We start from the raw sequence: 24,517 nt of genomic DNA, 5'->3' as shown, positions 1-24,517 counted from the left end.
CGGTGGCAGGTCGCCAACCGGGCTTTTCAATGCATCTTGCGCGCCGTGCGCTCAATCGTGTTTCAGTCCATCGATCACGTCCAGCAACGCCTGCCGCAACGCGATGACGTCGACGGTTGCGCCCGGCTTGATCGCCCCGCGCGCATCGACGGCCCGCGCATCGGGTTCGACCGGCTCCGCCGCGGCCCGCTCGCTGCCCGGCGAATCGAGCCGGTTGCGCGCGCCGTTGATCGTGAAGCCCTGTTCGTACAGCAACTCACGAATCCGCCGGATCAGCAGCACTTCGTGATGCTGGTAATACCGACGATTGCCGCGCCGCTTCACCGGCCGCAGCTGCGTGAATTCCTGTTCCCAGTAACGCAGCACATGTGGTTTGACCCCGCACAGTTCGCTGACTTCGCCGATCGTGAAGTAGCGCTTCGCGGGAATCGGAGGCAAGACGACTTTCTCAACCGTGGTGGTCATCGTCGGTTAACCGTCGGTAAAGGGTGCGCGGCGGCCGCGCGGGGCGTGGGCGCGCGTATTACTCCGCGCCGTTTTCGACCAGCGCCTTCAGCTTCTGGCTCGCGTGGAAGGTTACCACCCGGCGGGCCGCGATCGGAATCGCCTCGCCCGTCTTCGGATTGCGGCCCGGACGCTGCGGCTTGTCGCGCAACTGGAAATTGCCGAACCCCGACAGCTTGACGCTTTCGCCGTTTTCGAGCGCGTCGCGGATCACTTCGAAAAACGCCTCGACCATGTCCTTCGCTTCACGCTTGTTCAGCCCGACGCTGTCGAACAGCAGCTCCGCCAGTTCCGCCTTCGTCAGCGTCGGCGTCTCGGTGGACGCCGGCGCCGAAGCGTCGCGGTTCATCGCGCTGCGTTGCGCCGTCAGGAGGGCTTCGAATTCACTCGAGGTCATGTCGTTCATATCTGCCATACAGCGCGTTGAATCAAAACTTACGATGGAAACAAGCCGCCCGCGAACGGGCCGGCCCCTCTCCTTAGCCGCGCAGGCGCGCGCCGGCACGAGCCATCCGCTCGACCAGCGTCTGGATCGCCTGATCGACGATCTCGTCCTGCAGCGTGCCAGCTGCGTCCTGCAGCGTCACGCGGAAGGCAAGGCTCTTCTCGTTCGCGGCAAGACCACCGGAAGTGTTTGATTTTGCACGAAATTCGTCGAAGAGTACAACCTTCTGAACGAATCGGCAGGCCTCTTCGGCAAGCGCCTTCTTCATTTCGTCGAAAAGTGCCTGAACCTCGACCGCCTGATCGACGACAACGGCGATATCGCGACGGACCGGCGGGAATTTCGACACGTCGGTCGGTGCGGGCAACGCACGTGCAGTCAGCGCGTCCGCATCGATCTCGAACATCACCGGCGCGTGCGGCAACTCGTACTTCTGCATCAGGCGCGGATGCAGCTCACCGATCCAGCCGACCGCGCGGCCATCGACTTCGATGCGTGCGCTGCGGCCCGGATGAAGGGCCGGATGCTCGGCCTTCACGAAGCGTGCAACCGCCGGCGCGAGCAGCGCTTCGAGATCGCCCTTCACGTCGAAGAAATCGACCGGGCGGGTCGCCGCGCCCCATTGCTCGTCGAGTGCCGGACCGTACGCCAGCGCGCCGACGCGCTTCGGCTGCGCGTGACCTTCGACCGCCAGCTCGCCGGCCTTCACCGACGGATCGGCGACGAACACGCGCCCCGATTCGAACACGCGCACGCGATCGGCGCGGCGGTTCAGGTTGTGACGCAGCACGGCGATCAGGCTGCCGAACAGCGTCGTGCGCATCACCGAAAGCTGGCTCGCGATCGGGTTCAGCAGCCGGATCGGGTTGTCGTTGCCCGCGAAATCGTGCTCCCACTCCGCATCGACGAAGCTGAAGTTGACGGTTTCCGCATAGTCGCGCGCGGCGAGCGCGTGACGGATATCGTGGATCGAACGCCGCGTCTCGTGGGTCGCGCGCATTTCGCTCGTCGCGACCGGCGGCCGCGCCGGGATCTTCTCGAAGCCGTAGATGCGCGCCACTTCCTCGATCAGGTCTTCCTCGATCTCGATGTCGAAGCGGTGCGACGGCGGCGTGACGAGGAACGCGTCGTCTTCACGCTCGAACGGCAGCCCGAGGCGCGTGAAGATGTTCGCGATCTCGTCGGCGTCGATCTTCACGCCGATGATGCGGTTCGCACGCGACACGCGCATCTTCACCGGCGCGCGCTGCGGCAGGTTCACCGCCTGATCGTCGACCGGGCCGGCCTTGCCGCCGCAGATCTCGAGGATCAGTTGCGTGATGCGCTCGACGTGCTCGACGGTCGTCGCGTAATCGACGCCGCGCTCGAAGCGGTGCGCCGCATCCGTCGAGAAGTTGTACTTGCGCGCGCGGCCGCGGATGCTGTCCGGCCACCAGAACGCGGCTTCCAGATAGATGTTCGTCGTATCGAGCGTGACGGCCGTGCTGTCGCCGCCCATGATGCCGGCCAGGCTTTCGACTTGAGCGGCGTCCGCAATCACGCCGACCGTTTCGTCGAGTTCGACCGTGTTGCCGTTGAGCAGCTTCAGCGATTCGCCGCGCTTGCCCCAGCGCACTTCGATGCCGCCGTGGATCTTGTCGAGATCGAACACGTGCGACGGGCGGCCGAGTTCGAACATCACGTAGTTCGAGATGTCGACGAGCGCGGACACGCTGCGCTGGCCCGAACGCTCGAGACGCTCGACCATCCACTGCGGCGTCTTTGCGCGCGCGTTCACGCCGCGGATCACGCGACCCGAGAAGCGGCCGCACAGATCGGGCGCGGCAATGCGCACCGGCAGCGTTTCGTCGAGCTCGACCTTCACCGGGCGAATATCGACCGGCGTCAGCGGCGCGCCGGTGATCGCGGCCGTCTCGCGAGCGATACCGAACACCGACAGGCAGTCGGCCTTGTTCGGCGTCAGCTTGATTTCGAAGATCGTGTCGTCGAGATTGAGGGTGTCGCGGATGTCCTGGCCGACCGGCGTGTCTTCCGGCAGGATCAGCAGCCCGCTGTGATCCTCGGACAATTTCAGCTCGCGCGCCGAGCACAGCATCCCCTGGCTCTCCACCCCGCGCAGCTTCGACAGCTTGATCGCGAACGGCTTGCCGCCCTCTTCCGCCGGCGGCAGTTCCGCGCCGACCAGCGCGACCGGCACCTTGATGCCCGGCGCCACGTTCGGCGCGCCGCAGACGATGTTCAGCGTCGCGCCGGTGCCGGCGTCGACCTGGCAGACATTGAGCTTGTCCGCATCCGGATGCTTGACGACTTCGAGCACGCGGCCGACGACGATCTTCGACGTCGGCGGCGCAGCCTTGCTCAGCGATTCGACTTCGAGCCCCGCCATCGTCAACGCGTGCGACAGTTCGTCGGTCGTCAGCTGCGGGTCGACAAAGGTTCTCAACCAGGATTCAGGGAATTGCATGGATGTCTACGTTCGAAACAGGTTAGATCGACGCCCGGGCCCCTCGGAAACGTCCGTCGGGGCGTGCGCGGGCACAGGTCGGCGCGGCGAGCGGCGTTATGCGAACTGGCGCAGGAAACGCAGGTCGTTCTCGAAGAACAGCCGGAGATCCTGCACGCCGTAGCGCAGCATCGTCAGGCGCTCGAGGCCGCTGCCGAACGCGAAACCGATGTAGCGCTCGGGATCGAGGCCCATGTTGCGGATCACGGTCGGATGCACCTGCCCCGAGCCGGAGATCTCGAGCCACTTGCCGGCGTTCTTGCCTTGCTCGAACATCATGTCGATCTCGGCCGACGGTTCCGTGAACGGGAAATACGACGGACGGAAGCGCACGAGGATGTCGTCGCGCTCGAAGAATTTTTTCAGGAAGTCGGTATAGACGCCCTTGAGATCGGCGAAGCTGATGTTTTCGTCGATCCACAGCCCCTCGACCTGATTGAACATCGGCGAGTGGGTCGCATCGCTGTCGACGCGATACGTGCGGCCCGGCGCGATCACCTTGATCGGCGGACGGTTCATGCGCGCATAACGCACCTGCATCGGGCTCGTGTGCGTGCGCAGCAGCAGCTGGCGGCCGTCGGCATCCTTGCCTTCGACGTAGAAGGTGTCCTGCATCGAACGCGCCGGATGGTTCTCCGGGCTGTTCAGCGACGTGAAGTTGTACCAGTCGGTCTCGATTTCGGGGCCATCGGCCACATCGAAACCGATCGAGCCGAAAATCCGTTCGACACGCTCCCACGTGCGCATCACCGGGTGCAGGCTGCCGGCGCCGGCGCCACGGCCCGGCAACGTCACGTCGATCGCTTCGGCGGTGAGGCGCTGATTCAGCAGCGCGTCGGCCAGTGCCTGGCGACGGGCGGTGAGCGCGGCTTCGACCTGCTGCTTCGCGACGTTGATGCGTGCGCCTTCGGTCTTGCGTGCTTCGGGATCGAGCTTGCCGAGGCCCTTGAGCAACTCGGTCAGCGCACCCGATTTACCGAGAAATCGCGCTTTCTCGTTTTCGAGCGTGGTGATGTCGGCAGCGTGTTCGAAGGACTGCTGCGCGTCGGCGACAATCTGGTCCAGATCCATAGATCCCATCATTTCCAACGTCATTCGGTCTTGGCGAGCGAAACCGCCCACCAAACAAAAAAGGGGCTCGGAAGAGCCCCGTTTTCGCTGCAGCGGCCGAGACTACCGGAACCTCGCTGCAACTAACCACGCAGTGCTAATTTCGCAATTAGGCTGCAACGGCGGCTTTCACCTGCTTGACGATCGCAGCAAAAGCAGCCTTGTCGAACACCGCCATGTCGGCCAGCACCTTACGGTCGAGTTCGATCGACGCCTTCTTCAGGCCGTTGATGAACACGCTGTAGGTCATGTCGTGCTGGCGAACTGCCGCATTGATACGCGTGATCCACAGTGCACGGAACACACGCTTCTTGTTGCGGCGATCGCGGTACGCGTACTGACCAGCGCGCATCACCGCCTGCTTGGCGATGCGGTAGACGTTATTGCGGCGGCCGCGATAACCCTTGGCCAGGTTGATGATCTTCTTGTGGCGGGCCCGTGCGGTTACCCCACGTTTGACTCGAGGCATGTTTCTCTCCTTGGAGTATCAGTTGAGGGGTTACGCGAACGGGAGCATCGCGCGGACGGAGTTCAGATCGGAATCGTGAACTGCCGTTGCGCCGCGCAGATGGCGCTTGTTCTTCGTGGTTTTCTTGGTCAGGATGTGGCGCTTGAAGGCTTGACCGCGCTTGACGGTACCGCCCGGACGCACCACGAAGCGCTTTGCAGCGCTCTTCTTGGTCTTCATCTTAGGCATGACGAACAACTCCAGTTTATTAGATGGCGATGGGTGTGCGGTTGGCTTGCGCCCTTGACCCGCCCTTCGAAACCCAGTCCACTTGTGTACGGCGACCCGCTTGCGCAGCCGCCGTCATTGTTGGCGCGCCGCCCGGACCGGGCAGCGCGCCGAACCACTGTCGAACCTGCGCGCGATGCGCGCGGGCCCGTTACTTCTTTTTCTTCGGCGAGAGCACCATGATCATCTGGCGCCCTTCCATCTTCGGCATCTGCTCGACCTGGCCGACTTCCTCGAGATCCGTGCGCAGACGCTCGAGCATCCGCATACCGATTTCCTGGTGAGCCATTTCGCGGCCGCGGAAACGCAACGTGATCTTCGTCTTGTCGCCCTCTTCGAGGAAGCGCACGAGATTGCGGAGCTTGACGTTGTAATCCCCGTCATCGGTACCCGGGCGGAACTTGACTTCCTTCACCTGGATGACCTTCTGCTTCAGCTTCGCTTCGTGCTGCTTCTTCGATTCCTGGTACTTGAACTTGCCGTAATCCATCAGACGGCAAACCGGCGGCACCGCTTGCGGCGCGATTTCCACCAGGTCAACATCCAGTTCTTCCGATTTACGGAAAGCGTCAGCGAGTTTTACGATACCGAGCGGTTCGTTCTCGATCCCGACCAGGCGCACTTCCGGCGCAGTGATTTCACCGTTGATGCGGTGCGACGACTTATCAGTAGCGATGTTACGTTTCCTCTAAAAATTAAAAAAACGAGCCGCGCTGCCAGGGCGGTTACTTGAACGAGCGCAGGTCTTCCTGCAGACGCTCAACGAAGGCTTCGACCGGCATTACGCCAAGATCGACGCCGCCACGGGCACGCACGGCTACCGTTTGCGCATCACGCTCCTTATCGCCCACGACGAGGAGATAAGGCACCTTTTCCAGCGTGTGCTCGCGTATTTTATAGCTAATCTTCTCGTTGCGCAAATCGGCCGCCACTCTAACCCCTTGTTTTTGCAACGATTGGGCCAGGGACTGCGCATATTCGGCCTGACTTTCGGCGATATTGAGCACAATTGCCTGGTACGGCGCGAGCCAGACCGGCATTGCACCAGCATGGTGCTCGATCAAAATGCCGAGGAACCGCTCCATCGACCCGACGATCGCGCGATGCAGCATCACCGGCCGGCGGCGGCTGTTGTCTTCCGCCACGTACTCGGCGCCGAGGCGCTCCGGCAGCACCATGTCGAGCTGCAGCGTGCCGCATTGCCACGAGCGGCCGAGCGCGTCCTTGATGTGGTACTCGATCTTCGGGCCATAGAACGCGCCCTCGCCCGGCAGCTCCTCCCAGGACAGACCGCACGCCGTGAGCGCGTCGCGCAAGCCCTGCTCGGCGCGATCCCACGTTTCGTCGGTGCCCGCACGCTGTTCGGGGCGCAGCGACAGCTTGATGTCGATGTGCTCGAACCCGAAATCCTTGTACACGCTCATCGCCAGCGTGTTGAACGCGATCGACTCGGCGATGAACTGCTCTTCCGTACAGAAGATGTGCGCATCGTCCTGCACGAAGCCGCGCACGCGCATCAGGCCGTGCAGCGCACCCGATGCCTCGTTGCGGTGGCACGAGCCGAATTCCGCGTAACGCAGCGGCAGGTCGCGGTACGAGCGCAGGCCGTGCTTGAACACCTGGACGTGGCCCGGGCAGTTCATCGGCTTGATCGCGTAATCGCGCTTCTCCGACTCCGTCGTGAACATGTTCTCGCGATAGTTCTGCCAGTGGCCCGACGCCTCCCACAGCGAACGGTCCATGATCATCGGCGTCTTGATCTCGAGATAGCCGGCTTCGTTGACGCGGCGGCGCATGTACTGCTCGACCTGCTGCCACAGCGCCCAGCCCTTCGGATGCCAGAACACCATGCCCGGCGACTCTTCCTGCATGTGGAACAGGTCGAGCTGCTTGCCCAGCTTGCGGTGGTCGCGCTTTTCCGCCTCCTCGAGCATGTGCAGGTACTGATCCTGGTCTTCCTTCTTCGTCCAGGCCGTGCCGTAGATGCGCTGCAGCTGCTCGTTCTTCGAATCGCCGCGCCAGTACGCGCCTGCGACCTTCATCAACTTGAAGACCTTCAGCTTGCCGGTGGACGGCACGTGCGGGCCGCGGCACAGATCGGTGAAGCCGCCGTGCGAATACAGCTTGATTTCGTCGCTTTGCGGGATCGACTCGATGATCTCGGCCTTGTACTTCTCGCCGATGCTGCGGAAGTAACCGGCCGCCTCGTCGCGCGACACGACACGGCGCGTGACCGGCTCGTCCTTCTTCGCGAGTTCCTGCATGCGCTTTTCGATCTTTTCCAGATCTTCCGGCGTAAACGGGCGGTTGTACGAGAAGTCGTAATAGAAACCGTTGTCGATCACCGGGCCGATCGTCACCTGCGCGTCCGGATACAGTTCCTTCACCGCGTACGCGAGCAAGTGAGCGGTCGAGTGGCGGATGATGTCGAGGCCGTCGACATCCTTGTCCGTGACGATCGCGAGCGACGCGTCGCGATCGATCACCGTCGACGTATCGACGAGCTCGCCATCGAGCTTGCCGCCCAGCGCAGCCTTCGCCAAGCCGGGACCGATGGAGGCCGCAACCTCGGCAACTGTCACCGGATGCTCGTATTGTCGAACTGAGCCGTCAGGCAAGCGTATCGAAACCATAGCAATCTCCGTGATGCCGACAGTGGGCGGCAGACCAGGTACGCGAGTCGAACTCACGCGGGAAAATTCGCGACAAAAAAAATGCGGCCCCGCTTTCGAGGGGCCGCATTCGATACTTCACTCAACTGAAAGGGCGAAAACGTTCCTCGACTAGCGTCGCTCCGAAGTGGTTTCGGTCAACGTTCGCGGTGTCATAACCGTATTCGCCTTGTTCGCGTTGAGTTGTGTACTGCATCGAACACCCGGAAGCCGGGCATTCTCAATTCGTTGGTAGGCTCGATTGGACTCGAACCAACGACCCCCACCATGTCAAGGTGGTGCTCTAACCAGCTGAGCTACGAGCCTAGAGAAGCTAAGATTATATGGAGTTGCTGCTGGCTTGGCAAGTGTTTTATGCGGTTGCAGCAAAATAACGCTGTTCCAACCCCATCACGATTTTCGCCCTGCCCGCACGACGCCCTGCACCTCGCCGAGCAGCGTGCACGCGCGCTGCACCTGTGCCGAATTCGATACCTCGACCGTGAACTGCATGAATGCCGCATTGCGGCGGCTCTGCGTCTTCACGCCCACGACGTTGATCTTTTCGCGCGCGAACACTTCGGAGATATCGCGCAGCAACCCTTGCCGGTCGCTCGCCTCGATCATCAGGTCGACCGGGTAGACGGACGCGCCACGCCCGCCCAGCACGTCGGCCGACCAGGTCGTCTGCAGCACGCGCTCCGGCGCGCGCTCGACCATCCGGCGAAACGTCGGGCAGTCGGTGCGATGGATCGACATCCCCTTGCCGCGCGTGACGAAACCGCTGATCGGATCGGGCGGCGCCGGACGGCAGCAACGCGCCAGTTGCGTCAGCAGCGCGTCGACGCCGACCACCAGCACGCCGGTCGACGCACCATGCGCGACGCTCGCGCCGCTGCTGCGCTTCTCGAAATCGGCCGGCGCCTCGGGCGCCGGTTCCGGCGGCGGCGCATCGGACAGCGCGTGCTCGACGTTGCGCAGGCTGAATTCTTCCTTGCCGACGACCGAGAACAGCTCCTCGGGCGACTTGAAGCCGAGCTTCGCGGCGAGATGGTCCAGATTGACCGACGTCTTGCCCTCGCGCTGCAGCGTCTTTTCGACGAGCGCGCGGCCGTGCGCGACGTTTTCTTCCTGCTCGATCGAGTTGAACCACGCACGCACCTTCTGCCGCGCGCGCGAGCTCTTCAGGTAACCGAGCTGCAGGTTCAGCCAGTCGCGTGACGGCCCGCCTTCCTTCACCGCGACGATCTCGACCGTCTGGCCGTTCGCGAGCGACGTGTTCAGCGGCACCATCACACCGTCGACGCGTGCGCCACGGCAGCGATGGCCGAGCTCGCTGTGCAGGTGATACGCGAAATCGACCGGCGTCGCGCCCTGCGGCAGCGCGATCACGCGCGCCTGCGGCGTCAGCACGTAGATGTGGTCGTCGTCGAGCGACGTTTCGCGCAATTGCGCCCACGCCTGGTCGCCCGACACTTCGGCGCCGTCCTCGACGTCGTCCTTCCACGCGAGCAACTGACGCAGCCACGCGATCTTCTCGTCGTACTTGTCGCTCGCCGAGAACTGGCCACCATAGCCGCGCGCGCCGGCCTCCTTGTAGCGCCAGTGTGCCGCGACGCCATACTCGGCGAAACGATGCATCTCCTGCGTGCGGATCTGCACTTCGAACGCACGGCCGTCGTCGCCGATCACGACCGTATGCAGCGACTTGTAGCCGTTCGGCTTCGGCCGCGAGATGTAGTCGTCGAACTCCTTCGGCACCGGCTGCCACAGGTGATGCACGATGCCGAGCACCGCGTAGCAATCCTTGATGTCCGGCACGATCACGCGAAACGCGCGCACGTCGTACAGCTCGGAGAAATCGAGCTCCTTGCCGCGCATCTTGCGCCAGATGCTGTAGATATGCTTCGGCCGGCCGCTGACGTCGGCCTGGATGTTCGCCTCCGCGAGCTCGTGCTGCAGCCGCGCGATCGCCTGCGTGACGTACGCCTCGCGCTCGATGCGCTTCTCGTCGAGCAGCTTCGCGATCCGCTTGTAGGTGACCGGATCCTCGAAGCGGAACGCGAGATCCTCGAGCTCCCACTTCAGTTGCCAGATACCGAGACGATTCGCGAGCGGCGCATAGATCTCGAGCGTCTCGCGCGCAACGTCCGGCGGCGGGTCGATCTTCGCGGCCGCGTAGTAGCGCAGCGACTGCAACCGCGACGCGAGCCGGATCAGCACCACGCGGATGTCCTGCGCGAATGCGAGCAGCATCTTGCGCAGCGCCTCGATCTGCGTACGCCGCTCCTGCGCCGCGTCGCGCCCGGCGTCGGGCTTCGCGTTCTGCGCGACGCGCAGGCTGACGGTGCCGAGCCGCAACAGCTTGCGCACGTCGAACACGAGCCGCGCGACTTCGTCGCCGAAACGCTCGGTCAGCTCGCGCTCGGGGTCGCTCAGGTGCGGCGTCAGCACGAACAGCGCGGCAGCCTGCATCGCGGACGGATCGACGTTCAGCGTGCGCATGATCGCCGCCGTGCCCGCCGAGTGATCGGCGAGCAGCTCGCCGGACGACAGGTGCGCATCGCCGGCCCGCTCGCGCACGAACGCGAGCACGTCGTCGAACGACGGCGCCGCGACGGAGGATGCGGAAACGGATTCGGTCATTGCACGGCCTGCCGGAATACGGTCATCGTCGGATAACGCTCAGCTCCGTTGCGCGGCGACGACGACGATCTCGACGAGCAGCGCCGGATCCGCGAGCTTCGCCTCGACGGTGGCGCGCGGCGGCGTGTTGCCCTGCGCGACCCATGCGTCCCACTCCGCATTCATGCCTTCGAAGTTCGCGAGATCCGAGATGTAGATCTGCACCGACAGCAGATGCGCCTTGTCGCTGTTCGCTTCGGCGAGCAGGCGGTCGATGTGGCCGAGCACTTCGCGCGTCTGGCCGCGGATGTCCTGCGTGGTGTCTTCGGCGATCTGGCCGGCCAGATACACGGTGCCGTTGTGGATCGCGGTTTCGGAGAGACGGGGCCCGACGTGGTGACGAATGACTGCCATGAAATGTTCCGGTCGTGATGAGTGAGGAATCGGGCGGCACGGCCCGCGTGCCGCCGAACCGCATATTATGACGCGTTTAGGCGTCGCCTTCGACGAAAAACCGCCGCGCGAGCGCAATCTGGTCGGCGCTGACGAACGCCGGCGCGTGGCCCGCCCCCGGGATCTCGACCTGCGTCACATGCCGGCCGCGACGGACCATTTCGGCCGCCGTCTCGCGCGACAGCAAGTCGGACGTCTCGCCGCGCACGACGAGCAGCGTCGCATCCGTCGTCTCGATCGCGCGCCACAGCGCGGCCTCGCCGAGCGCGGCCAGCTCCGGCGTCGTCGCCTTGAACGGCTCGGCGATGCGCGGATCGTAGCGCATCGTCCAGTCGCCTTCGGGCAGTTGGTGCAGCAGCGGCCCGTTGATCTCGCGCCACTCGTCGGCGCTCAGCGCTCCGAACGGCAGCGACAGCGACGTCAGGTAGTCGATCCCCTCCTGCTCGGTCGCAAAGCGCGGCTGCACGCCGAGGTACTCTCCGATGCGCGTCAGCGAATCGGGCTCGATGCGCGGGCCGACGTCGTTGACGATCATCCGCCGCAGCGGCGAACCGGGCAGCCCGGCGAGCGCCATGCCGATCAGGCCGCCCATCGACGTGCCGAACCAATCGACCGACTCCACGTCGAGCCGCGCGATCAACGTCACCATGTCGGCCACGTACTGCGGAATCGCATAGAGCCGCGGATCGGCCAGCCGGTCGGACCGGCCACGCCCGGCGACATCGGGGCAGACGACGCGATACGTATCGGACAGCGCGGCGGCCAAGCGGTCGAAATCGCGCCCCGAGCGCGTCAGGCCGTGCACGCAGACCAGCACGCGCGGATTCGCGGGATCGCCCCATTCCGTATAGGCAACGTGGTGAAGACCGGCGGCGCTCGCACACTGCACGCGTCGCTGACGGGGAACCGGGGAATTCGCTGAAGTCGTTGGCATCGTTGGCATCCTGTCGAACGAGGGGCGGACGCGCGGGGCAACACTTGCGACGCCCGATGCAAACGATTGTAAACCGCTTCCGCCGGACGGGTCGGCCCATCGGGGACCCAACAGGCTGGCCGTCGACGCGCAATGACAAACGCCCCGCATGCCGTCGTCCGGCATGCGGGGCGTCGGACGCGTGCCCGTGCGGTGAACTTAGGCCACGGCGCTGACGTCGAGCGGCGCGCCCGTCTTCGCCTGGATCTCTTCCGCGCTCACGCCGTCGGCGAGTTCGAGCACCTTCAGCCCGTCCGGCGTCACTTCGATCACGCCGAGGTCGGTGATGATCAGATCGACCACGCCGACACCCGTCAGCGGCAGGTTGCATTCGTCGAGAATCTTGTGCTGGTCGCCCTTCGCGACGTGCTCCATCAGCACGACGACGCGCTTCACGCCCGCGACGAGGTCCATCGCGCCGCCCATCCCCTTGATCATCTTGCCCGGGATCATCCAGTTCGCGAGGTCGCCCTTCTTGCTGACCTGCATCGCGCCGAGGATCGCGAGATTGATGTGGCCGCCGCGAATCATCGCGAACGAATCGGCCGACGAGAAGATCGACGAACCCGGCAGCGTCGTGACGGTCTGCTTGCCGGCGTTGATGAGATCGGCGTCGACTTCGTCTTCGGTCGGCGACGGCCCGATGCCGAGCAGGCCGTTCTCCGACTGCAGCCAGACCTCGACGCCTGCCGGCACGTGGTTCGCGACGAGCGTCGGCAGGCCGATGCCGAGGTTCACGTAGAAGCCGTCCTGCAGTTCCTTCGCCGCGCGTGCGGCCATCTGGTCACGATTCCAGGCCATGTCAGTCTCCTTTCGCGCGTACGACGCGTTGTTCGATGCGTTTTTCAGGCGTCGCGTTCAGCACGATGCGCTGCACGAAGATCCCCGGCGTATGAACCTGGTCCGGATCGAGCATGCCGTTCTCGACGATCTCCTCGACCTCCGCCACGGTGATCTTGCCGGCCATCGCGCACATCGGGTTGAAATTGCGCGCGGTGCGGCGGTAGATGAGGTTGCCCGACTTGTCGGCCTTCCACGCCTTGACGAGCGCGACGTCGGCCGTCAGCGACGGCTCGAGCACGTAGTGGCGATCGCCGAACTGGCGCGTTTCCTTGCCTTCCGCGATCACGGTGCCGTAGCCGGTATTCGTGAAGAACGCGGGGATGCCCGCGCCGCCCGCGCGCAGCTTTTCGGCGAGCGTGCCCTGCGGCGTGAATTCGAGCTCGAGTTCGCCGGCCAGGTATTGGCGCTCGAACTCCTTGTTCTCGCCGACGTACGACGAGATCATCTTCTTGATCTGGCGCGTTTCCAGCAGCAGGCCGAGGCCGAAACCGTCGACGCCCGCGTTGTTGCTGATGCAGGTGATGCCCTTGACCGCCGAATCGCGCAACGCCGCGATCAGCGCCTCGGGAATCCCGCACAGGCCGAAGCCGCCCACCGCGAAGGTCTGTCCGTCGCGGACGATCCCCTCCAGCGCGGCAGCCGCGCTTGGATAGACTTTGTTCATCAGTTGTCCCTTCCTCTATGGAAACCAGCAAAACCGGTTCACGCGCCACGTGGCGCAAGCCCGCCGCACCATTCTATGCATGCGCGGCAATGCCTGCGTCGAGGCGCGCTGTTTTTATGTCGCGACATACCGCCGCGAGATGCCTGAAAGGGTACGATGTGACGCCGATGCGGCACAATACGCAAAAATACATAAGCATTTGCCTCCGCTTGCCCGCGCCATGCCCGATCTCGATTACCAGACCGCCTTCCACCTCGCGCCGCTCGGCCTCGTGCTGTCGCGCGATCGCGTGATCGAGGACTGCAACGACGCGCTCGCGTCGATCTTCCGCTGCGCGCGGGCCGACCTGATCGGGAAGTCGTACGCGGTGCTCTACCCGTCGACGGACGAATTCCAGCGGATCGGCGAGCGCATCGCACGCGTGATGGTCGCGAACGGCGTCTACTCGGATGACAGAATCATGAAACGCGCGGACGGCGAGCTGTTCTGGTGCCACGTGACGGGACGCGCGCTCGACCGCACCGCGCCGCTCGCGGCCGGCGTCTGGACCTTCGAGGACTTGAGCGCGACGCGCCGCGTCGCGGTCGAGCTGACCCCGCGCGAGCGCGAGATCGCCGCCCAGCTCGCGACCGGCAAGACCAGCAAGCAGATCGGGCGCGTGCTGGACATCAGCTCGCGCACGGTCGACATCTACCGCGCGCGGCTGATGCGCAAATACGGGACGAACAATACGCCGGAGCTGCTGCAGCGCCTGCTCGGGCAGTGAACGCGCATTGCGTGACGGCGCTCCGATGACGATCGGCCGCACATGGCGGCCGATCGGGGGGAAACATCGAAAAACGCGCACGGCACGCCACCGGCGATCCGGTGCCGGCGCGCCGGCAGCCGCGCTCAGCCGACTTTCGTCGCGAGCGCCTGCTCGATCGTGTCGCGCAGCAGTTGCGGCAGCGGCACCGACTTGCCGAGCGCGTAGTCGACCCACACGCAGCGCGCGTTGCCGCGTGCATAGACATGCCGCGGATCGTCCGCGCGCGTGAGCTCGAAACCGGTGTCGAAACTGCTTCGCCCGGGTTTCGCGGCCGACATCTTCGCGATCACGTCGCCCGGATAGTGCAGTTGCTTGAGGAATTCCATCGACGCGGTGACGATGACGGGCCCCTGCCCCTCGCCGTTGCCGCCGGCGATGCCGAGCGCCTCGAACCACGAAATCCGCGCCTGCTCCATGTAGCGGAAATAGACCGTGTTGTTCACATGGCCGAACGCGTCCATGTCGCCCCAGCGGATCGGCATCGACATCTCAAAAACGGGTGAGTAATCGCTTGTTGCGCTCATTGCAGTCTTCTTTGTTGCGGAATGTCATCCGCTCACGCGAGGCCGAAACCGTCGTCGGCGGAGATGATCGAGCCATTGATGAACTGCGACTCGTCGGCCGCGAGCAGCAACAACAGCCCGTCGAGATCCTGCGGCTTGCCGACGCGCCGGCGCGGCAGCATCGACTGCAGCTTCTGGCCCTGCTCGGTTTCCCACAGGTAATGATTGATTTCGGTATCGATATAGCCCGGACAGATCGCGTTCACGTTGATCCCGTGGCGGCCCCACTCCAGCGCCATCGCGCGCGTCATCTGCACGACCGCGGCCTTGCTCATCGCGTACAGCCCGATCTGCGGGAACACGCGCAGCCCGGCCACCGACGCGATGTTGATGATCCGGCACGGCGGCTTGCCGTTGCCGCCGCCGTTCGCGCGCATGATCATCCGCTTCGCGACTTCCTGCGCGACGAAAAATGCGCCGCGCGTGTTCGTATCGAACACGAACTCGAAATCCGCCGGCGTCACGTCGACGAGCTTCTGCATCGTCGACACGCCGGAATTGTTCACGAGGATGTCGATCGTGCCGGCTTCCGTCTCCGCATGCGCGACGGCCGCCTTGATGCTCTGCACGTCGGTCACGTCGAGCGACACGACGTGCGCGGCACCGCCCGCCGCCTCGATCTCCGCGCGCAGTTCCTTCAGGCGTTCGACGCGGCGGCTCGCGAGCACGACCTTCGCGCCGGCCTGCGACAGCACCTGCGCAAAACGCTGCCCCAGGCCGCTCGACGCGCCCGTGACCAGCGCAACCTTGCCTTCCAGATTGATCGATCGACCCATTTGCCCATCCCCTTTCGATGTCGTTTCGCCAGCCCGGGCGGCACAGCCCGGGCGGCATTACCCTAGCACAAAAAATAGAACGATCGTGCTAATCTAGCTGCATGTTGTTGCGGCAAGCGTTTCGTTTCGCAGACAATACGCTCCCGAATAAAAGCATTCTAACGGTTAGAGGAACGCCAATGACCCCCGCAAGCCTCATCGAGCAATACGGCCCGCGCGAATCGATGGAATACGACGTCGTGATTGTCGGCGGCGGCCCCGCCGGGCTGTCGGCGGCGATCCGGCTCAAGCAGCTGGCCGCCGAGAAAGGCACCGAGATCGGCGTGTGCGTGCTCGAGAAGGGTTCCGAGATCGGCGCGCACATCCTGTCGGGCGCGGTGATGGACCCGCGCGCGATCACCGAGCTGTTCCCCGACTGGAAGGCGCGCGGCGCACCGCTCGATGTCGAGGTCACGGAAGACCGCTTCCTGTTCCTGTCCGAGAAAAGCGCAGTCACGACACCGAACTGGGCGCTGCCGGACAACTTCAAGAACCACGGCAACTACGTGATTTCGCTGGGCAACGTGACCCGCTGGCTTGGGGCACAGGCCGAGGCGCTCGGCGTCGAGATCTTCCCGGGCTTCCCTGCTGCCGAGATTCTGTACAACGACGACGGCTCGGTCAAAGGCGTCGCGACCGGCAACATGGGCGTGGGCAAGGACGGCGAGCCGACCGAGAACTTCCAGCTCGGCATGGAGCTGCACGCGAAGTACACGCTGTTCGCCGAAGGCTGCCGCGGCCATCTCGGCCGCCAGCTGATCACGAAGTTCAAGCTCGACGCGAACGCCGATCCGCAGGCGTACGGGATCGGCATCAAGGAGCTGTGGGAAATCGATCCGGCCAAGCACAAGCCGGGCCTCGTGATCCACACGGCCGGCTGGCCGCTGAAGTCGGATACGTACGGCGGCTCGTTCCTGTATCACATGGACAACAACCAGGTGGTGGTCGGCTTCGTGGTGGGCCTGGGCTACACGAACCCGTACCTGTCGCCGTTCGAGGAATTCCAGCGCTACAAGACGCATCCGTCGATCCGCGCGTTCCTCGAAGGCGGCAAGCGCGTGTCGTACGGCGCGCGCGCGATCACGGCCGGCGGCCTGCTGTCGTTGCCGAAGACGGTGTTCCCGGGCGGCGCGCTGATCGGCGACGACGCGGGCTTCCTGAACGCGTCGCGGATCAAGGGCAGCCACGCGGCGATCAAGACCGGTATGCTCGCAGCCGACGCCGCATTCGACGCGGTGCAGGCCGGCCGCCAGTCGGACGAACTCAACGCGTACCCGGACGCATTCAAGCAATCGTGGCTGTACACGGAGCTGTACCGCGCGCGCAACTTCAAGCAGTGGATGGCCAAGGGCCTGTACCTGGGCACGCTGATGGTCGGCATCGAGCAGAAGGTGATGGGCGGCAACGTGCCGTGGACGCTGCATCACCAGCATGCGGACCACGAGATGCTGAAGCCGGCGTCGCAGTGCGAGCCGATCGCATATCCGAAGCCGGACGGCAAGCTGACGTTCGATCGCCTCTCGTCGGTGTTCATCTCGAACACGAACCACGAGGAGAACCAGCCGGCGCACCTGACGCTGAAGGACGCGAGCGTGCCGGTGAACGTGAACCTGCGCACGTACGCGGGGCCGGAGGCGCGGTTCTGCCCGGCGGCGGTGTACGAGTTCGTGAAGAACGACGACGGCAGCGAGCGGCTCGTGATCAACGCGCAGAACTGCGTGCACTGCAAGACCTGCGACATCAAGGACCCGACGCAGAACATCGTGTGGGTCACGCCGGAAGGCGGCGGCGGGCCGAATTACCCGAACATGTAAGCTGCCGGAACGCGCCGCCACGAGCGGCGCGTTTCGTTTGGCCACTGCACATCGCCGCAAACGAAACGGGGCGCTGCATCACGCAGCGCCCCGCTTGCATTCGTCGTTCGACGGTCGAGACGGTGCGCGCTGCGCCCCGCCCGCTCGTATCAGGTCGCGCTGCCGGCGATCTTCGGCGTCGGCGTCTCGACGTCGCCGCACTGCGCGCGGTGACGCAGCGCATGATCGATCAGCACCAGCGCGAGCATCGATTCGGCGATCGGCGTCGCACGAATGCCGACGCACGGATCGTGGCGACCGAAGGTTTCGACCGTCGCCTCTTCACCGCTCTTCGTGATCGAGCGGCGCGGCGTGCGGATGCTCGACGTCGGCTTGATCGCGATCGACACGGTGATGTCCTGCCCCGTCGAAATCCCGCCGAGCACGCCGCCTGCATGGTTGCCGACGAAGCCGGCCGGCGTCAGTTCGTCGCCGTGGACCGAGCCGCGCTGCGCGACGCTGTCGAAGCCCGCGCCGATCTCGACGCCCTTCACCGCGTTGATGCTCATCATCGCCTTCGCGATATCGGCGTCGAGCCGGTCGAACACCGGTTCGCCCCAGCCGACCGGCACGCCCGACGCGACGACGTCGATGCGCGCGCCGATCGAATCGCCGTCCTTGCGCAGCGCGTCCATGTACGCCTCGAGCTCCGGCACGACCGCCGCGTTCGGCGAGAAGAACGGGTTCTCGTGCACGTGCGACCAGTCGACGAACGGCACGTCGATTTCGCCGAGGCCGCTCATGTAGCCGCGCACCTCGACCCCGAAGCGCTCGCGCAGCCACTTCTTCGCGACCGCGCCGGCGCCGACGATCGGCGCGGTCAGGCGTGCGGACGAGCGGCCGCCGCCGCGGTAGTCGCGGATGCCGTATTTCTGCCAGTAGGTGTAGTCGGCGTGGCCGGGACGGAACGTCTCGACGATGTTGCCGTAATCCTTGCTGCGCTGGTCGGTGTTGCGGATCAGCAGCGCGATCGGCGTGCCGGTCGTCACGCCTTCGAACACGCCCGACAGGATCTCGACCTCGTCGGCCTCCTGCCGTTGCGTCACGTGCCGCGACGTGCCCGGCTTGCGGCGATCGAGCTCGACCTGGATGTCGGCTTCGGTCAGCCCCATCCCCGGCGGGCAGCCGTCGATCACGCAGCCGATCGCGGGACCGTGCGATTCGCCGAAGGTCGTGACAGTGAAAAGCGTGCCGAGGGTATTGCCGGACATGATGGAACCGCCCAAAGAGAAATGGGCAAACCGATGCGCTGCCGGGGCCGCAGGCAGGTCGATCGTTTGCCGGTCGAGAAAAGAGGTAAACCGCTATTATGCCAGCCGTCCCGGACCCGCGGGCCGCCCGACCGCCGGCCACGCGCAGGCTGCGTGCATGCGCGGCCCACGAAAGCGCGTCCGGGAGGCCCGCCCCAGCCCGGACGCAGCCGAATTCTCGCGCGTTGCCGGGTCCAGCGCTCGCCTACTTCCGCGCGCCGCGCAGCTCCGTCACCGCCGCCTGCAACGCCTCGGGCGTCGCCACCGACGCCGGGACCGGCTCGCCGACCGCCAGCGTCAGCCGGCTCATCACGCCGCGCTTGATGGGACGCGGCATCCGCGCATCGGTATGCCGCGAAAAATAGCTGCCCCACAGCCCGCGCAATGCCATCGGGATCACCGGCGCCGGCGTGCGGTTCAGGATCTCGGTGATGCCGTGGTGGAACGTGTTGATGTCGCCCGTCTTCGTCAGCTTGCCCTCGGGGAAGATGCACACGAGTTCGCCGTCCTTCAGCGCGGCCTCGCACAGGTCGTACGCGCGCGCGAGCATCGCGGGATCCTCGTGACGCGGCGCGATCGGGATCGCCTTCGCATGCCGGAATACCCAGCTCGCGAAACGCGTCTTGAAGATCCGGTGATCCATCACGAAACGAATCGGGCGCGGGCTCGCGGCGGCCAGCACGAGCGCGTCGACGTAGCTGACGTGGTTGCACACGAGTACCGCGGCCCCTTCCGCCGGGATTCGCTCCGCGTGCACGAGGCGGATCCGGTAGAAGGTATGCACGAGCACCCACGCGACGAAGCGCAGCAGGAACTCGGGCACGAGCAGGTAGATATACGTCGCGACGACCACGTTCAGCAGCGCGGTGACGAGGAACAGCCCGGGAATGTCGACACCGGCCTTGGTCAACCCCATCGCCATCACGGCCGACAGGATCATGAACAGCGCGTTCAGGATGTTGTTCGCGGCGATGATTCGCGCGCGGTGCGTCGGCGCGCTGCGGCTCTGGATCAGCGCGTACAGCGGCACGCTGTAGAAGCCGCCGAACATCGCCAGCAGGAACAGGTCGGCCAGGATGCGCCAGTGGCGCGCACCGGCCAGGAATTCGCCGACCGACAGCAGATGGCCGGGCGACGGCAGCGCGTGACTCGCGAAATACAGCTCGATCGCGAACACGCTGATGCCGATCGAGCCGAGCGGCACGAGGCCGATCTCGACGCGCCGCTGCGACAGCCGCTCGCACAGCAGCGAACCGAGGCCGATGCCGACCGAGAACGTCGCGAGCAGGATCGTGACGACGTCGGGGCTCGCGGACAGCACGTCCTTCGCGAAATTGAAGAACGACGTGAGGAACGTCGCGCCGACGAACCACAGCCACGAGATGCCGAGCAGGCTCAGGAACACCGTGCGGTTCTGGCGCGCGAGGCCGAGGTTGCGCCAGGTCTCGCTGACCGGGTTCCAGTTGATCACGAGGTCGGGCTGCGGCGCGGGCGTCGACGGCACGCGCTGCGCGACGAGCCGCCCGGCCAGCGCGATGACGACGACGCTCACCGCGAGCACGCGCTCGCCGCTGCCTTCGATGCCGGCCGCCGCGCCGCCGATGATCGTGCCGATCAGGATCGCGATGAACGTGCCCATCTCGACGAGGCCGTTGCCGCCGACCAGCTCGTGTTCGCCGAGATGCTGCGGCAGGTACGAATACTTGACGGGCCCGAACAGCGTCGAGTGCATCCCCATCATGAACGTGCACAGATACAGCAGCGTCGCGCTGTGCGTGACGAAGCCGGCTGCGCCGACCACCATCAGCACGATCTCGAAGGACTTCACGAAGCGCGTGAGGGTCGCCTTGTCGTATTTGTCGGCGATCTGGCCGGACGTCGCCGAGAACAGCACGAACGGCAAAATGAAGATCGCGGAAATCAGGAACGCGGCCGTCTTCGCATCGACGCCGGAGAACCGCGCGGTGTGATACGTGACGAGCGACGTGAAGCCGATCTTGAAGACGTTGTCGTTCAGCGCGCCGAGGAACTGGGTCGTGAAGAACGGCGCGAAGCGACGCTCGCGCAGCAGGTCGAACTGCGATGCGTGCGCGCGCCGTTCGTCGCGCCGCCCGGAAGTGGCTTGCGTGTGATCGCTCATGCGGAATACGCGCGCATCGTCTGGGCGAAGCTGCGCGGGCCTCGTGTTGTTGTCGTTGAAAAAAAGGCGGCGCAGGACAAACCTGCGCCGCCGCATGCCGGATGGCGGCGCCCATGCATCGAAGTGCCGGGCGCGGCGGAATTCACGGCTTGTGCGCTTCGGCTTCCGATTCCGGCCAGTCGCGGATGTACGCCTTCAGCATCCGGTTCTCGAAGCTCTGCGCCTCGACGACCGTCTTCGCGACGTCGTAGAACGAAATGACGCCCATCAGCACCTTCTTGTCGAGCACCGGCATGTAGCGTGCGTGACGCTCGAGCATCATCCGACGCACTTCGTTGACGTCGGTTTCCGGCGTGCACGTGAGCGGCTCGTCCATCACCTTGCGCACCTGCACGTCGCCGATCGCGCCGCCGTTTTCGCGCAGGCGCAGGATGATCTCGCGAAACGTCAGCATCCCGACGAGATCGCCGTACTCCATCACGACGAGCGAACCGATGTCGTGTTCAGCCATCGTATCGACCGCTTCGCGCAGCGGCTTATCGGGCGTCACGGTAAACAGCGTGTTGCCCTTCACTTTCAGAATATCGCTGACGCGCATCGTAGTCCCCTCATGCTTGAATGCAAAATCTCTTTCGATCCTATCGGAAAGCCTGTCAAAAGGAAAGCACGGGCCGGCGCGGCGGGCCGTCGCCGCTTGCGGACGCGGGCAGCCGGCCGCACAATGAGCCCATGAACGGCGGCCCGAGGAGACGGCCATGGCGCATACGCATACGGAGCAATTCGCCAGCTTCGCTGACTTCTACCCGTATTACCTGAACGAGCACCAGAACCTGACGTCGCGGCGGCTGCACTTCATCGGCTCGCTCGGCGTGATCGGCTGCGTCGCGATGGCGGTCGCGACCGGCTACTGGCTGTGGCTGCCGGCGGCGATCGTCTGCGGCTACGGGTTCGCGTGGGTCGGACACTTCTTCTTCGAGAAGAACCGCCCGGCCACGTTCCGGCACCCCGTCTACAGCCTGATGGGCGACTGGGTGATGTTCAAGGACATTTGCACCGGCAAGATCCCGCTGTAACCGCCGGGCCCGCCGTCAGGCAGGCCGCGGCGGCCGCGCGTGCGGATCGGCCACGCCCGGCGCCGCACCGGCGCCGCCGGCCGGCTCCGCGCCCGCGAGCCGGTGCGCGGCGATCAGCGACGCGAGCGTCACGTCGAACCGGTCGCTCGACAGCACCGCGAGCAGCGCCGCGCCGTCGACGTGGCTGCGGCGCCGCTGGAGCTGGTAGGTCAGCTCCGTGCGATCGATCACCAGCACGTCGAACAGCTGCGCGAGCGTCAACTGTTCCGGGTTCGCGAGCAGGATGTAGCGCGGCGTGGCCTCGCCGTCGCCGTCGAGCCGCGCCACCCATTCCCGCTCCTCCATCGTCGTCAGCAGCCGCTGCGCGGTTTCCATGTCGCAGCGCAGCATCGTCGCGAGCCGGATCGCCGTGTGGCCGCGCTTGCCGGCCGCGCGCGCGTCGGCCAGCCGCGCGAGCAGCTCGAGCGCGTCGAGCAGGTCGCTGCCCGGATAGTGGATGCGGTGGAATTGGCCGACACGAATCGCGGGCAGCGCCGACGCGACCATCGCGCCGAGCAGCGCGATGAACCAGCTCAAATACACCCACAGCAGGAACACCGGCAGCGCCGCGAACGCGCCATAGACGGCCGTATAGGTCGGAATGCGCCGGACGTAGTAGCCGAAGCCGCGCTTCGCGAGTTCGAACGCGATGGCCGCGAACAGGCCGCCGATCACCGCGTCGCGCCATGCGACCGCGCAGTTCGGCAGGTACACGTACAGCAACGTGAATGCGAGCACCGTCAACGGCAGCGACGCAAGTGCGAGCAGCCACTCGACGATCGACGTGGACGGCCCCGCGCCGGTGAACGCGAGCGACTGCGTGAACAGGTACGACGAGATCGACAGGCTCACGCCGAACAGCAACGGCCCGAGCGTGATCAGCGCCCAGTACGCGAGCACGCGCTGCGCGAACGGCCTGGGCTTGCGCACGCGCCAGATCAGGTTGAACGCCGATTCGATCGTCATCATGGTCATCACCGACGTGACGACGAGCACGATCAGGCCGGCCGTCGTCAGCCCCTTGGCCTTCGACGCGAACTGGTTCAGGTACTTGAAGATCTGGATGTTGAACTGCGCGGGCATCAGGTGATCCGCGAGGAACCCCTGCAGCGAGATCTGGAACGACGCGAACATCGGGAACGCGGTGAACAACGCGAACGCGACCGTCAGCAGCGGCACGAGCGACAGCATCGTCGTGAAGGTCAGGCTGCCCGCCACTTGCGGGATGCGATCCTCGGCGCTGCGCCGGGCCGCGAACTGCGCGAGGCGCTTGATGGTGACGAGATCGACGCTCAACTTCGGCAAACGGCTTCTCCTTCTTGATGCTGTGCGCGTCACGGCGCGCCGCCGCGCTGCGCGACGGCTTCAGCCCCTATAATAGCCGCTCGATTCCAGCAGGGGCCGACTGCACCGGGCACGCGCGCGGCCGCACGCGGCCCCGTCGCCCATGAAAGACATCCTCGTCCTCTATTACAGCCGTCACGGCGCCACGCGCGATCTCGCGCTCGCGATCGCGAACGGCATCGACAGCGTGCCGGGCATGCAGGCCCGCATCCGCACCGTGCCGCCCGTGTCGGCCGTCTGCGAAGCCACCGCCCCCGACATCCCGGCCGACGGCCCGCCGTACGCGGAACTGCGCGACCTCGAGGAATGCGCGGGCCTCGCGCTCGGCTCGCCGACCCGCTTCGGCAACATGGCCGCGTCGCTCAAGTATTTCCTCGACGGCACGACGCCGCAATGGCTGTCGGGCGCGCTGACCGGCAAGCCCGCGAGCGTGTTCACGTCGACGGGCAGCCTGCACGGCGGCCAGGAATCGACGCTGTTGTCGATGATGCTGCCGCTGCTGCATCACGGGATGATGATCGTCGGGATCCCGTACACCGAATCCGCCCTCAGCACGACGCGTACGGGCGGCACGCCGTACGGCGCGTCGCACGTCGCGCAGCACGACCGCGCGGCGTCCGGCGGGCTGTCGGCGGACGAGAAGGCGCTCGCGGCCGCGCTCGGCGTACGGCTCGCGCGCGCCGCCGCGGCCCTCGCCGGCGCCCGGGCCGCCGAGGCGGCATGAGCGCCCCCGCCCGCCCCGCCGTCGCGTCCCGGCCGCGCCATGCGCGGGCCGCCGCCGCGTGTCTCGTCGCGCTGATCGCGCTGTCGCTCGCGTGGGAGCTGTGGCTCGCGCCGTTGCGCCCCGGCGGCTCCGCGCTGATGCTCAAGGCCGTGCCGCTCGCGCTCGCGCTGCCCGGCGTCTGGCGGCGTAACATCTATACGATGCAGTGGGCGAGCATGCTGATCCTCGTCTATTTTGCGGAAGGCATCGTGCGCGGCATGTCCGATCGCGGGCTGTCCGCGACGCTCGGCTGGTGCGAGACCGCGCTGGCCGTCGGCTTCTTCGTGGCGGCGCTGGCTTACGTCGCGCCGTTCAAGCGCGCGGCGAAAAAGCCGCGCACCACGTCCTGACCCTTACGCGAC

The 24,517-nt window shown here is 65.5% G+C and carries 24 protein-coding genes and 1 tRNA gene; 5 read left to right on the top strand and 20 right to left on the bottom strand.

The features are described 5' to 3' along the window. Nucleotides 1–51 precede the first annotated feature (51 nt). The 14 genes from WS54_RS20585 to WS54_RS20515 form a co-directional block, all read right to left on the bottom strand. The gene (locus tag WS54_RS20585; protein ID WP_034207104.1) at nt 52–465 is read right to left on the bottom strand and encodes a MerR family transcriptional regulator; all 414 of its coding nucleotides are present in this window, start codon (nt 463–465) and stop codon (nt 52–54) included. Nucleotides 466–523: 58 nt separating this feature from the next. Then, entirely contained in the window at nt 524–910 is a 387-nt protein-coding gene (locus WS54_RS20580; RefSeq protein WP_006486093.1) for an integration host factor subunit alpha, read from the bottom strand. Nucleotides 911–983: 73 nt separating this feature from the next. Further along, nucleotides 984–3,413 (bottom strand): phenylalanine--tRNA ligase subunit beta, encoded by a 2,430-nt coding sequence (gene pheT / locus WS54_RS20575; RefSeq protein WP_034207103.1) that lies wholly within the window; start codon nt 3,411–3,413, stop codon nt 984–986. Nucleotides 3,414–3,509: 96 nt separating this feature from the next. Then, on the bottom strand, nt 3,510–4,523 hold the full coding sequence (pheS, locus tag WS54_RS20570; protein WP_059785429.1) for a phenylalanine--tRNA ligase subunit alpha: 1,014 nt from the start codon (nt 4,521–4,523) through the stop codon (nt 3,510–3,512). A gap of 148 nt (nt 4,524–4,671) precedes the next feature. Beyond that, nucleotides 4,672–5,031, bottom strand: a complete 360-nt coding sequence (gene rplT / locus WS54_RS20565) for a 50S ribosomal protein L20 (protein WP_004192938.1) — start codon at nt 5,029–5,031, stop codon at nt 4,672–4,674. Nucleotides 5,032–5,061: 30 nt separating this feature from the next. After that, on the bottom strand, nt 5,062–5,259 hold the full coding sequence (gene rpmI / locus WS54_RS20560; protein ID WP_004191477.1) for a 50S ribosomal protein L35: 198 nt from the start codon (nt 5,257–5,259) through the stop codon (nt 5,062–5,064). Between the two features lie 190 nt (nt 5,260–5,449). Next, nucleotides 5,450–5,974 (bottom strand): translation initiation factor IF-3, encoded by a 525-nt coding sequence (gene infC / locus WS54_RS20555; protein ID WP_071734130.1) that lies wholly within the window; start codon nt 5,972–5,974, stop codon nt 5,450–5,452. 49 nt (nt 5,975–6,023) lie between these two features. After that, complete coding sequence (gene thrS / locus WS54_RS20550; RefSeq protein ID WP_059785425.1) at nt 6,024–7,931, bottom strand: threonine--tRNA ligase; 1,908 nt, start codon at nt 7,929–7,931, stop codon at nt 6,024–6,026. 268 nt (nt 7,932–8,199) lie between these two features. Continuing rightward, nucleotides 8,200–8,276, bottom strand: a tRNA-Val gene (locus tag WS54_RS20540). An 84-nt stretch (nt 8,277–8,360) separates the two neighbouring features. Then, nucleotides 8,361–10,595 (bottom strand): RelA/SpoT family protein, encoded by a 2,235-nt coding sequence (locus WS54_RS20535; RefSeq protein ID WP_034207100.1) that lies wholly within the window; start codon nt 10,593–10,595, stop codon nt 8,361–8,363. Between the two features lie 39 nt (nt 10,596–10,634). Beyond that, complete coding sequence (locus WS54_RS20530; protein ID WP_059785422.1) at nt 10,635–10,988, bottom strand: RidA family protein; 354 nt, start codon at nt 10,986–10,988, stop codon at nt 10,635–10,637. 76 nt (nt 10,989–11,064) lie between these two features. Further along, the gene (locus tag WS54_RS20525) at nt 11,065–11,961 is read right to left on the bottom strand and encodes an alpha/beta fold hydrolase (protein WP_034207099.1); all 897 of its coding nucleotides are present in this window, start codon (nt 11,959–11,961) and stop codon (nt 11,065–11,067) included. 198 nt (nt 11,962–12,159) lie between these two features. Next, the gene (locus WS54_RS20520; protein WP_059785420.1) at nt 12,160–12,801 is read right to left on the bottom strand and encodes a CoA transferase subunit B; all 642 of its coding nucleotides are present in this window, start codon (nt 12,799–12,801) and stop codon (nt 12,160–12,162) included. Between the two features lies 1 nt (nt 12,802). Beyond that, nucleotides 12,803–13,507: a CoA transferase subunit A gene (locus WS54_RS20515; RefSeq protein WP_059785415.1), complete on the bottom strand. Its 705-nt coding sequence runs from the start codon at nt 13,505–13,507 to the stop codon at nt 12,803–12,805. Between the two features lie 220 nt (nt 13,508–13,727). On the opposite strand from WS54_RS20515, the gene WS54_RS20510 reads away from it, so the two are divergent. Further along, nucleotides 13,728–14,273: a LuxR C-terminal-related transcriptional regulator gene (locus WS54_RS20510; RefSeq protein WP_012328362.1), complete on the top strand. Its 546-nt coding sequence runs from the start codon at nt 13,728–13,730 to the stop codon at nt 14,271–14,273. A gap of 125 nt (nt 14,274–14,398) precedes the next feature. Here the strand turns inward: WS54_RS20510 and WS54_RS20505 are convergent, their stop codons facing one another. Both WS54_RS20505 and WS54_RS20500 read right to left on the bottom strand, forming a co-directional pair. Continuing rightward, on the bottom strand, nt 14,399–14,839 hold the full coding sequence (locus WS54_RS20505; RefSeq protein ID WP_034207097.1) for an acyl-CoA thioesterase: 441 nt from the start codon (nt 14,837–14,839) through the stop codon (nt 14,399–14,401). Between the two features lie 32 nt (nt 14,840–14,871). After that, nucleotides 14,872–15,654, bottom strand: a complete 783-nt coding sequence (locus WS54_RS20500) for an SDR family oxidoreductase (RefSeq protein WP_011545236.1) — start codon at nt 15,652–15,654, stop codon at nt 14,872–14,874. A gap of 179 nt (nt 15,655–15,833) precedes the next feature. Here WS54_RS20500 and WS54_RS20495 point away from each other — a divergent pair, with 179 nt between their 5' ends. Next, nucleotides 15,834–17,507 carry an electron transfer flavoprotein-ubiquinone oxidoreductase gene (locus WS54_RS20495; protein WP_108041934.1) on the top strand — a complete coding sequence of 558 codons (1,674 nt, stop codon included), beginning with the start codon at nt 15,834–15,836 and terminating at the stop codon, nt 17,505–17,507. Between the two features lie 149 nt (nt 17,508–17,656). On the opposite strand, the gene aroC is transcribed toward WS54_RS20495, so the two are convergent. The 3 genes from aroC to WS54_RS20480 form a co-directional block, all read right to left on the bottom strand. Then, nucleotides 17,657–18,757: a chorismate synthase gene (aroC, locus tag WS54_RS20490; protein WP_034207095.1), complete on the bottom strand. Its 1,101-nt coding sequence runs from the start codon at nt 18,755–18,757 to the stop codon at nt 17,657–17,659. 244 nt (nt 18,758–19,001) lie between these two features. Further along, on the bottom strand, nt 19,002–20,936 hold the full coding sequence (locus WS54_RS20485) for an MFS transporter (RefSeq protein ID WP_059780262.1): 1,935 nt from the start codon (nt 20,934–20,936) through the stop codon (nt 19,002–19,004). Between the two features lie 142 nt (nt 20,937–21,078). Further along, nucleotides 21,079–21,534, bottom strand: a complete 456-nt coding sequence (locus tag WS54_RS20480; protein ID WP_034207093.1) for a CBS domain-containing protein — start codon at nt 21,532–21,534, stop codon at nt 21,079–21,081. Nucleotides 21,535–21,691: 157 nt separating this feature from the next. Between WS54_RS20480 and WS54_RS20475 the strand changes: the two genes are divergently transcribed. Then, complete coding sequence (locus WS54_RS20475) at nt 21,692–22,009, top strand: Mpo1-like protein (protein WP_059780261.1); 318 nt, start codon at nt 21,692–21,694, stop codon at nt 22,007–22,009. Between the two features lie 15 nt (nt 22,010–22,024). Here WS54_RS20475 and WS54_RS20470 read toward each other — a convergent pair whose 3' ends face one another. Next, nucleotides 22,025–23,353, bottom strand: a complete 1,329-nt coding sequence (locus WS54_RS20470; RefSeq protein WP_034207091.1) for a YihY family inner membrane protein — start codon at nt 23,351–23,353, stop codon at nt 22,025–22,027. Nucleotides 23,354–23,495: 142 nt separating this feature from the next. On the opposite strand from WS54_RS20470, the gene wrbA reads away from it, so the two are divergent. Together wrbA and WS54_RS20460 are read left to right on the top strand one after the other, a co-directional pair. Next, nucleotides 23,496–24,116, top strand: coding sequence for an NAD(P)H:quinone oxidoreductase (gene wrbA, locus WS54_RS20465; protein ID WP_034207090.1), 621 nt, complete (start codon nt 23,496–23,498; stop codon nt 24,114–24,116). Continuing rightward, the gene (locus WS54_RS20460) at nt 24,113–24,505 is read left to right on the top strand and encodes a DUF2069 domain-containing protein (protein ID WP_059780260.1); all 393 of its coding nucleotides are present in this window, start codon (nt 24,113–24,115) and stop codon (nt 24,503–24,505) included. Before wrbA ends, WS54_RS20460 begins: the two co-directional genes overlap by 4 nt. Nucleotides 24,506–24,517 lie beyond the last annotated feature (12 nt).

It is taken from the genome of Burkholderia sp. NRF60-BP8 (assembly GCF_001522585.2).
In the GTDB taxonomy this organism is placed as follows: domain Bacteria; phylum Pseudomonadota; class Gammaproteobacteria; order Burkholderiales; family Burkholderiaceae; genus Burkholderia.
This window is presented reverse-complemented; position numbering and strand designations above follow the sequence as displayed.

Bases quoted from the DNA above. Each gene is read 5' to 3' on its own strand.
- WS54_RS20585 (WP_034207104.1), bottom strand. From the start codon at position 465: ATGACCACCACGGTTGAGAAAGTCGTCTTGCCTCCGATTCCCGCGAAG.
- WS54_RS20580 (WP_006486093.1), bottom strand. From the start codon at position 910: ATGAACGACATGACCTCGAGTGAATTCGAAGCCCTCCTGACGGCGCAA.
- pheT (WP_034207103.1), bottom strand. From the start codon at position 3,413: ATGCAATTCCCTGAATCCTGGTTGAGAACCTTTGTCGACCCGCAGCTG.
- pheS (WP_059785429.1), bottom strand. From the start codon at position 4,523: ATGGATCTGGACCAGATTGTCGCCGACGCGCAGCAGTCCTTCGAACAC.
- rplT (WP_004192938.1), bottom strand. From the start codon at position 5,031: ATGCCTCGAGTCAAACGTGGGGTAACCGCACGGGCCCGCCACAAGAAG.
- rpmI (WP_004191477.1), bottom strand. From the start codon at position 5,259: ATGCCTAAGATGAAGACCAAGAAGAGCGCTGCAAAGCGCTTCGTGGTG.
- thrS (WP_059785425.1), bottom strand. From the start codon at position 7,931: ATGGTTTCGATACGCTTGCCTGACGGCTCAGTTCGACAATACGAGCAT.
- WS54_RS20535 (WP_034207100.1), bottom strand. From the start codon at position 10,595: ATGACCGAATCCGTTTCCGCATCCTCCGTCGCGGCGCCGTCGTTCGAC.
- WS54_RS20530 (WP_059785422.1), bottom strand. From the start codon at position 10,988: ATGGCAGTCATTCGTCACCACGTCGGGCCCCGTCTCTCCGAAACCGCG.
- WS54_RS20525 (WP_034207099.1), bottom strand. From the start codon at position 11,961: ATGCCAACGACTTCAGCGAATTCCCCGGTTCCCCGTCAGCGACGCGTG.
- WS54_RS20520 (WP_059785420.1), bottom strand. From the start codon at position 12,801: ATGGCCTGGAATCGTGACCAGATGGCCGCACGCGCGGCGAAGGAACTG.
- WS54_RS20515 (WP_059785415.1), bottom strand. From the start codon at position 13,507: ATGAACAAAGTCTATCCAAGCGCGGCTGCCGCGCTGGAGGGGATCGTC.
- WS54_RS20510 (WP_012328362.1), top strand. From the start codon at position 13,728: ATGCCCGATCTCGATTACCAGACCGCCTTCCACCTCGCGCCGCTCGGC.
- WS54_RS20505 (WP_034207097.1), bottom strand. From the start codon at position 14,839: ATGAGCGCAACAAGCGATTACTCACCCGTTTTTGAGATGTCGATGCCG.
- WS54_RS20500 (WP_011545236.1), bottom strand. From the start codon at position 15,654: ATGGGTCGATCGATCAATCTGGAAGGCAAGGTTGCGCTGGTCACGGGC.
- WS54_RS20495 (WP_108041934.1), top strand. From the start codon at position 15,834: ATGACCCCCGCAAGCCTCATCGAGCAATACGGCCCGCGCGAATCGATG.
- aroC (WP_034207095.1), bottom strand. From the start codon at position 18,757: ATGTCCGGCAATACCCTCGGCACGCTTTTCACTGTCACGACCTTCGGC.
- WS54_RS20485 (WP_059780262.1), bottom strand. From the start codon at position 20,936: ATGAGCGATCACACGCAAGCCACTTCCGGGCGGCGCGACGAACGGCGC.
- WS54_RS20480 (WP_034207093.1), bottom strand. From the start codon at position 21,534: ATGCGCGTCAGCGATATTCTGAAAGTGAAGGGCAACACGCTGTTTACC.
- WS54_RS20475 (WP_059780261.1), top strand. From the start codon at position 21,692: ATGGCGCATACGCATACGGAGCAATTCGCCAGCTTCGCTGACTTCTAC.
- wrbA (WP_034207090.1), top strand. From the start codon at position 23,496: ATGAAAGACATCCTCGTCCTCTATTACAGCCGTCACGGCGCCACGCGC.
- WS54_RS20460 (WP_059780260.1), top strand. From the start codon at position 24,113: ATGAGCGCCCCCGCCCGCCCCGCCGTCGCGTCCCGGCCGCGCCATGCG.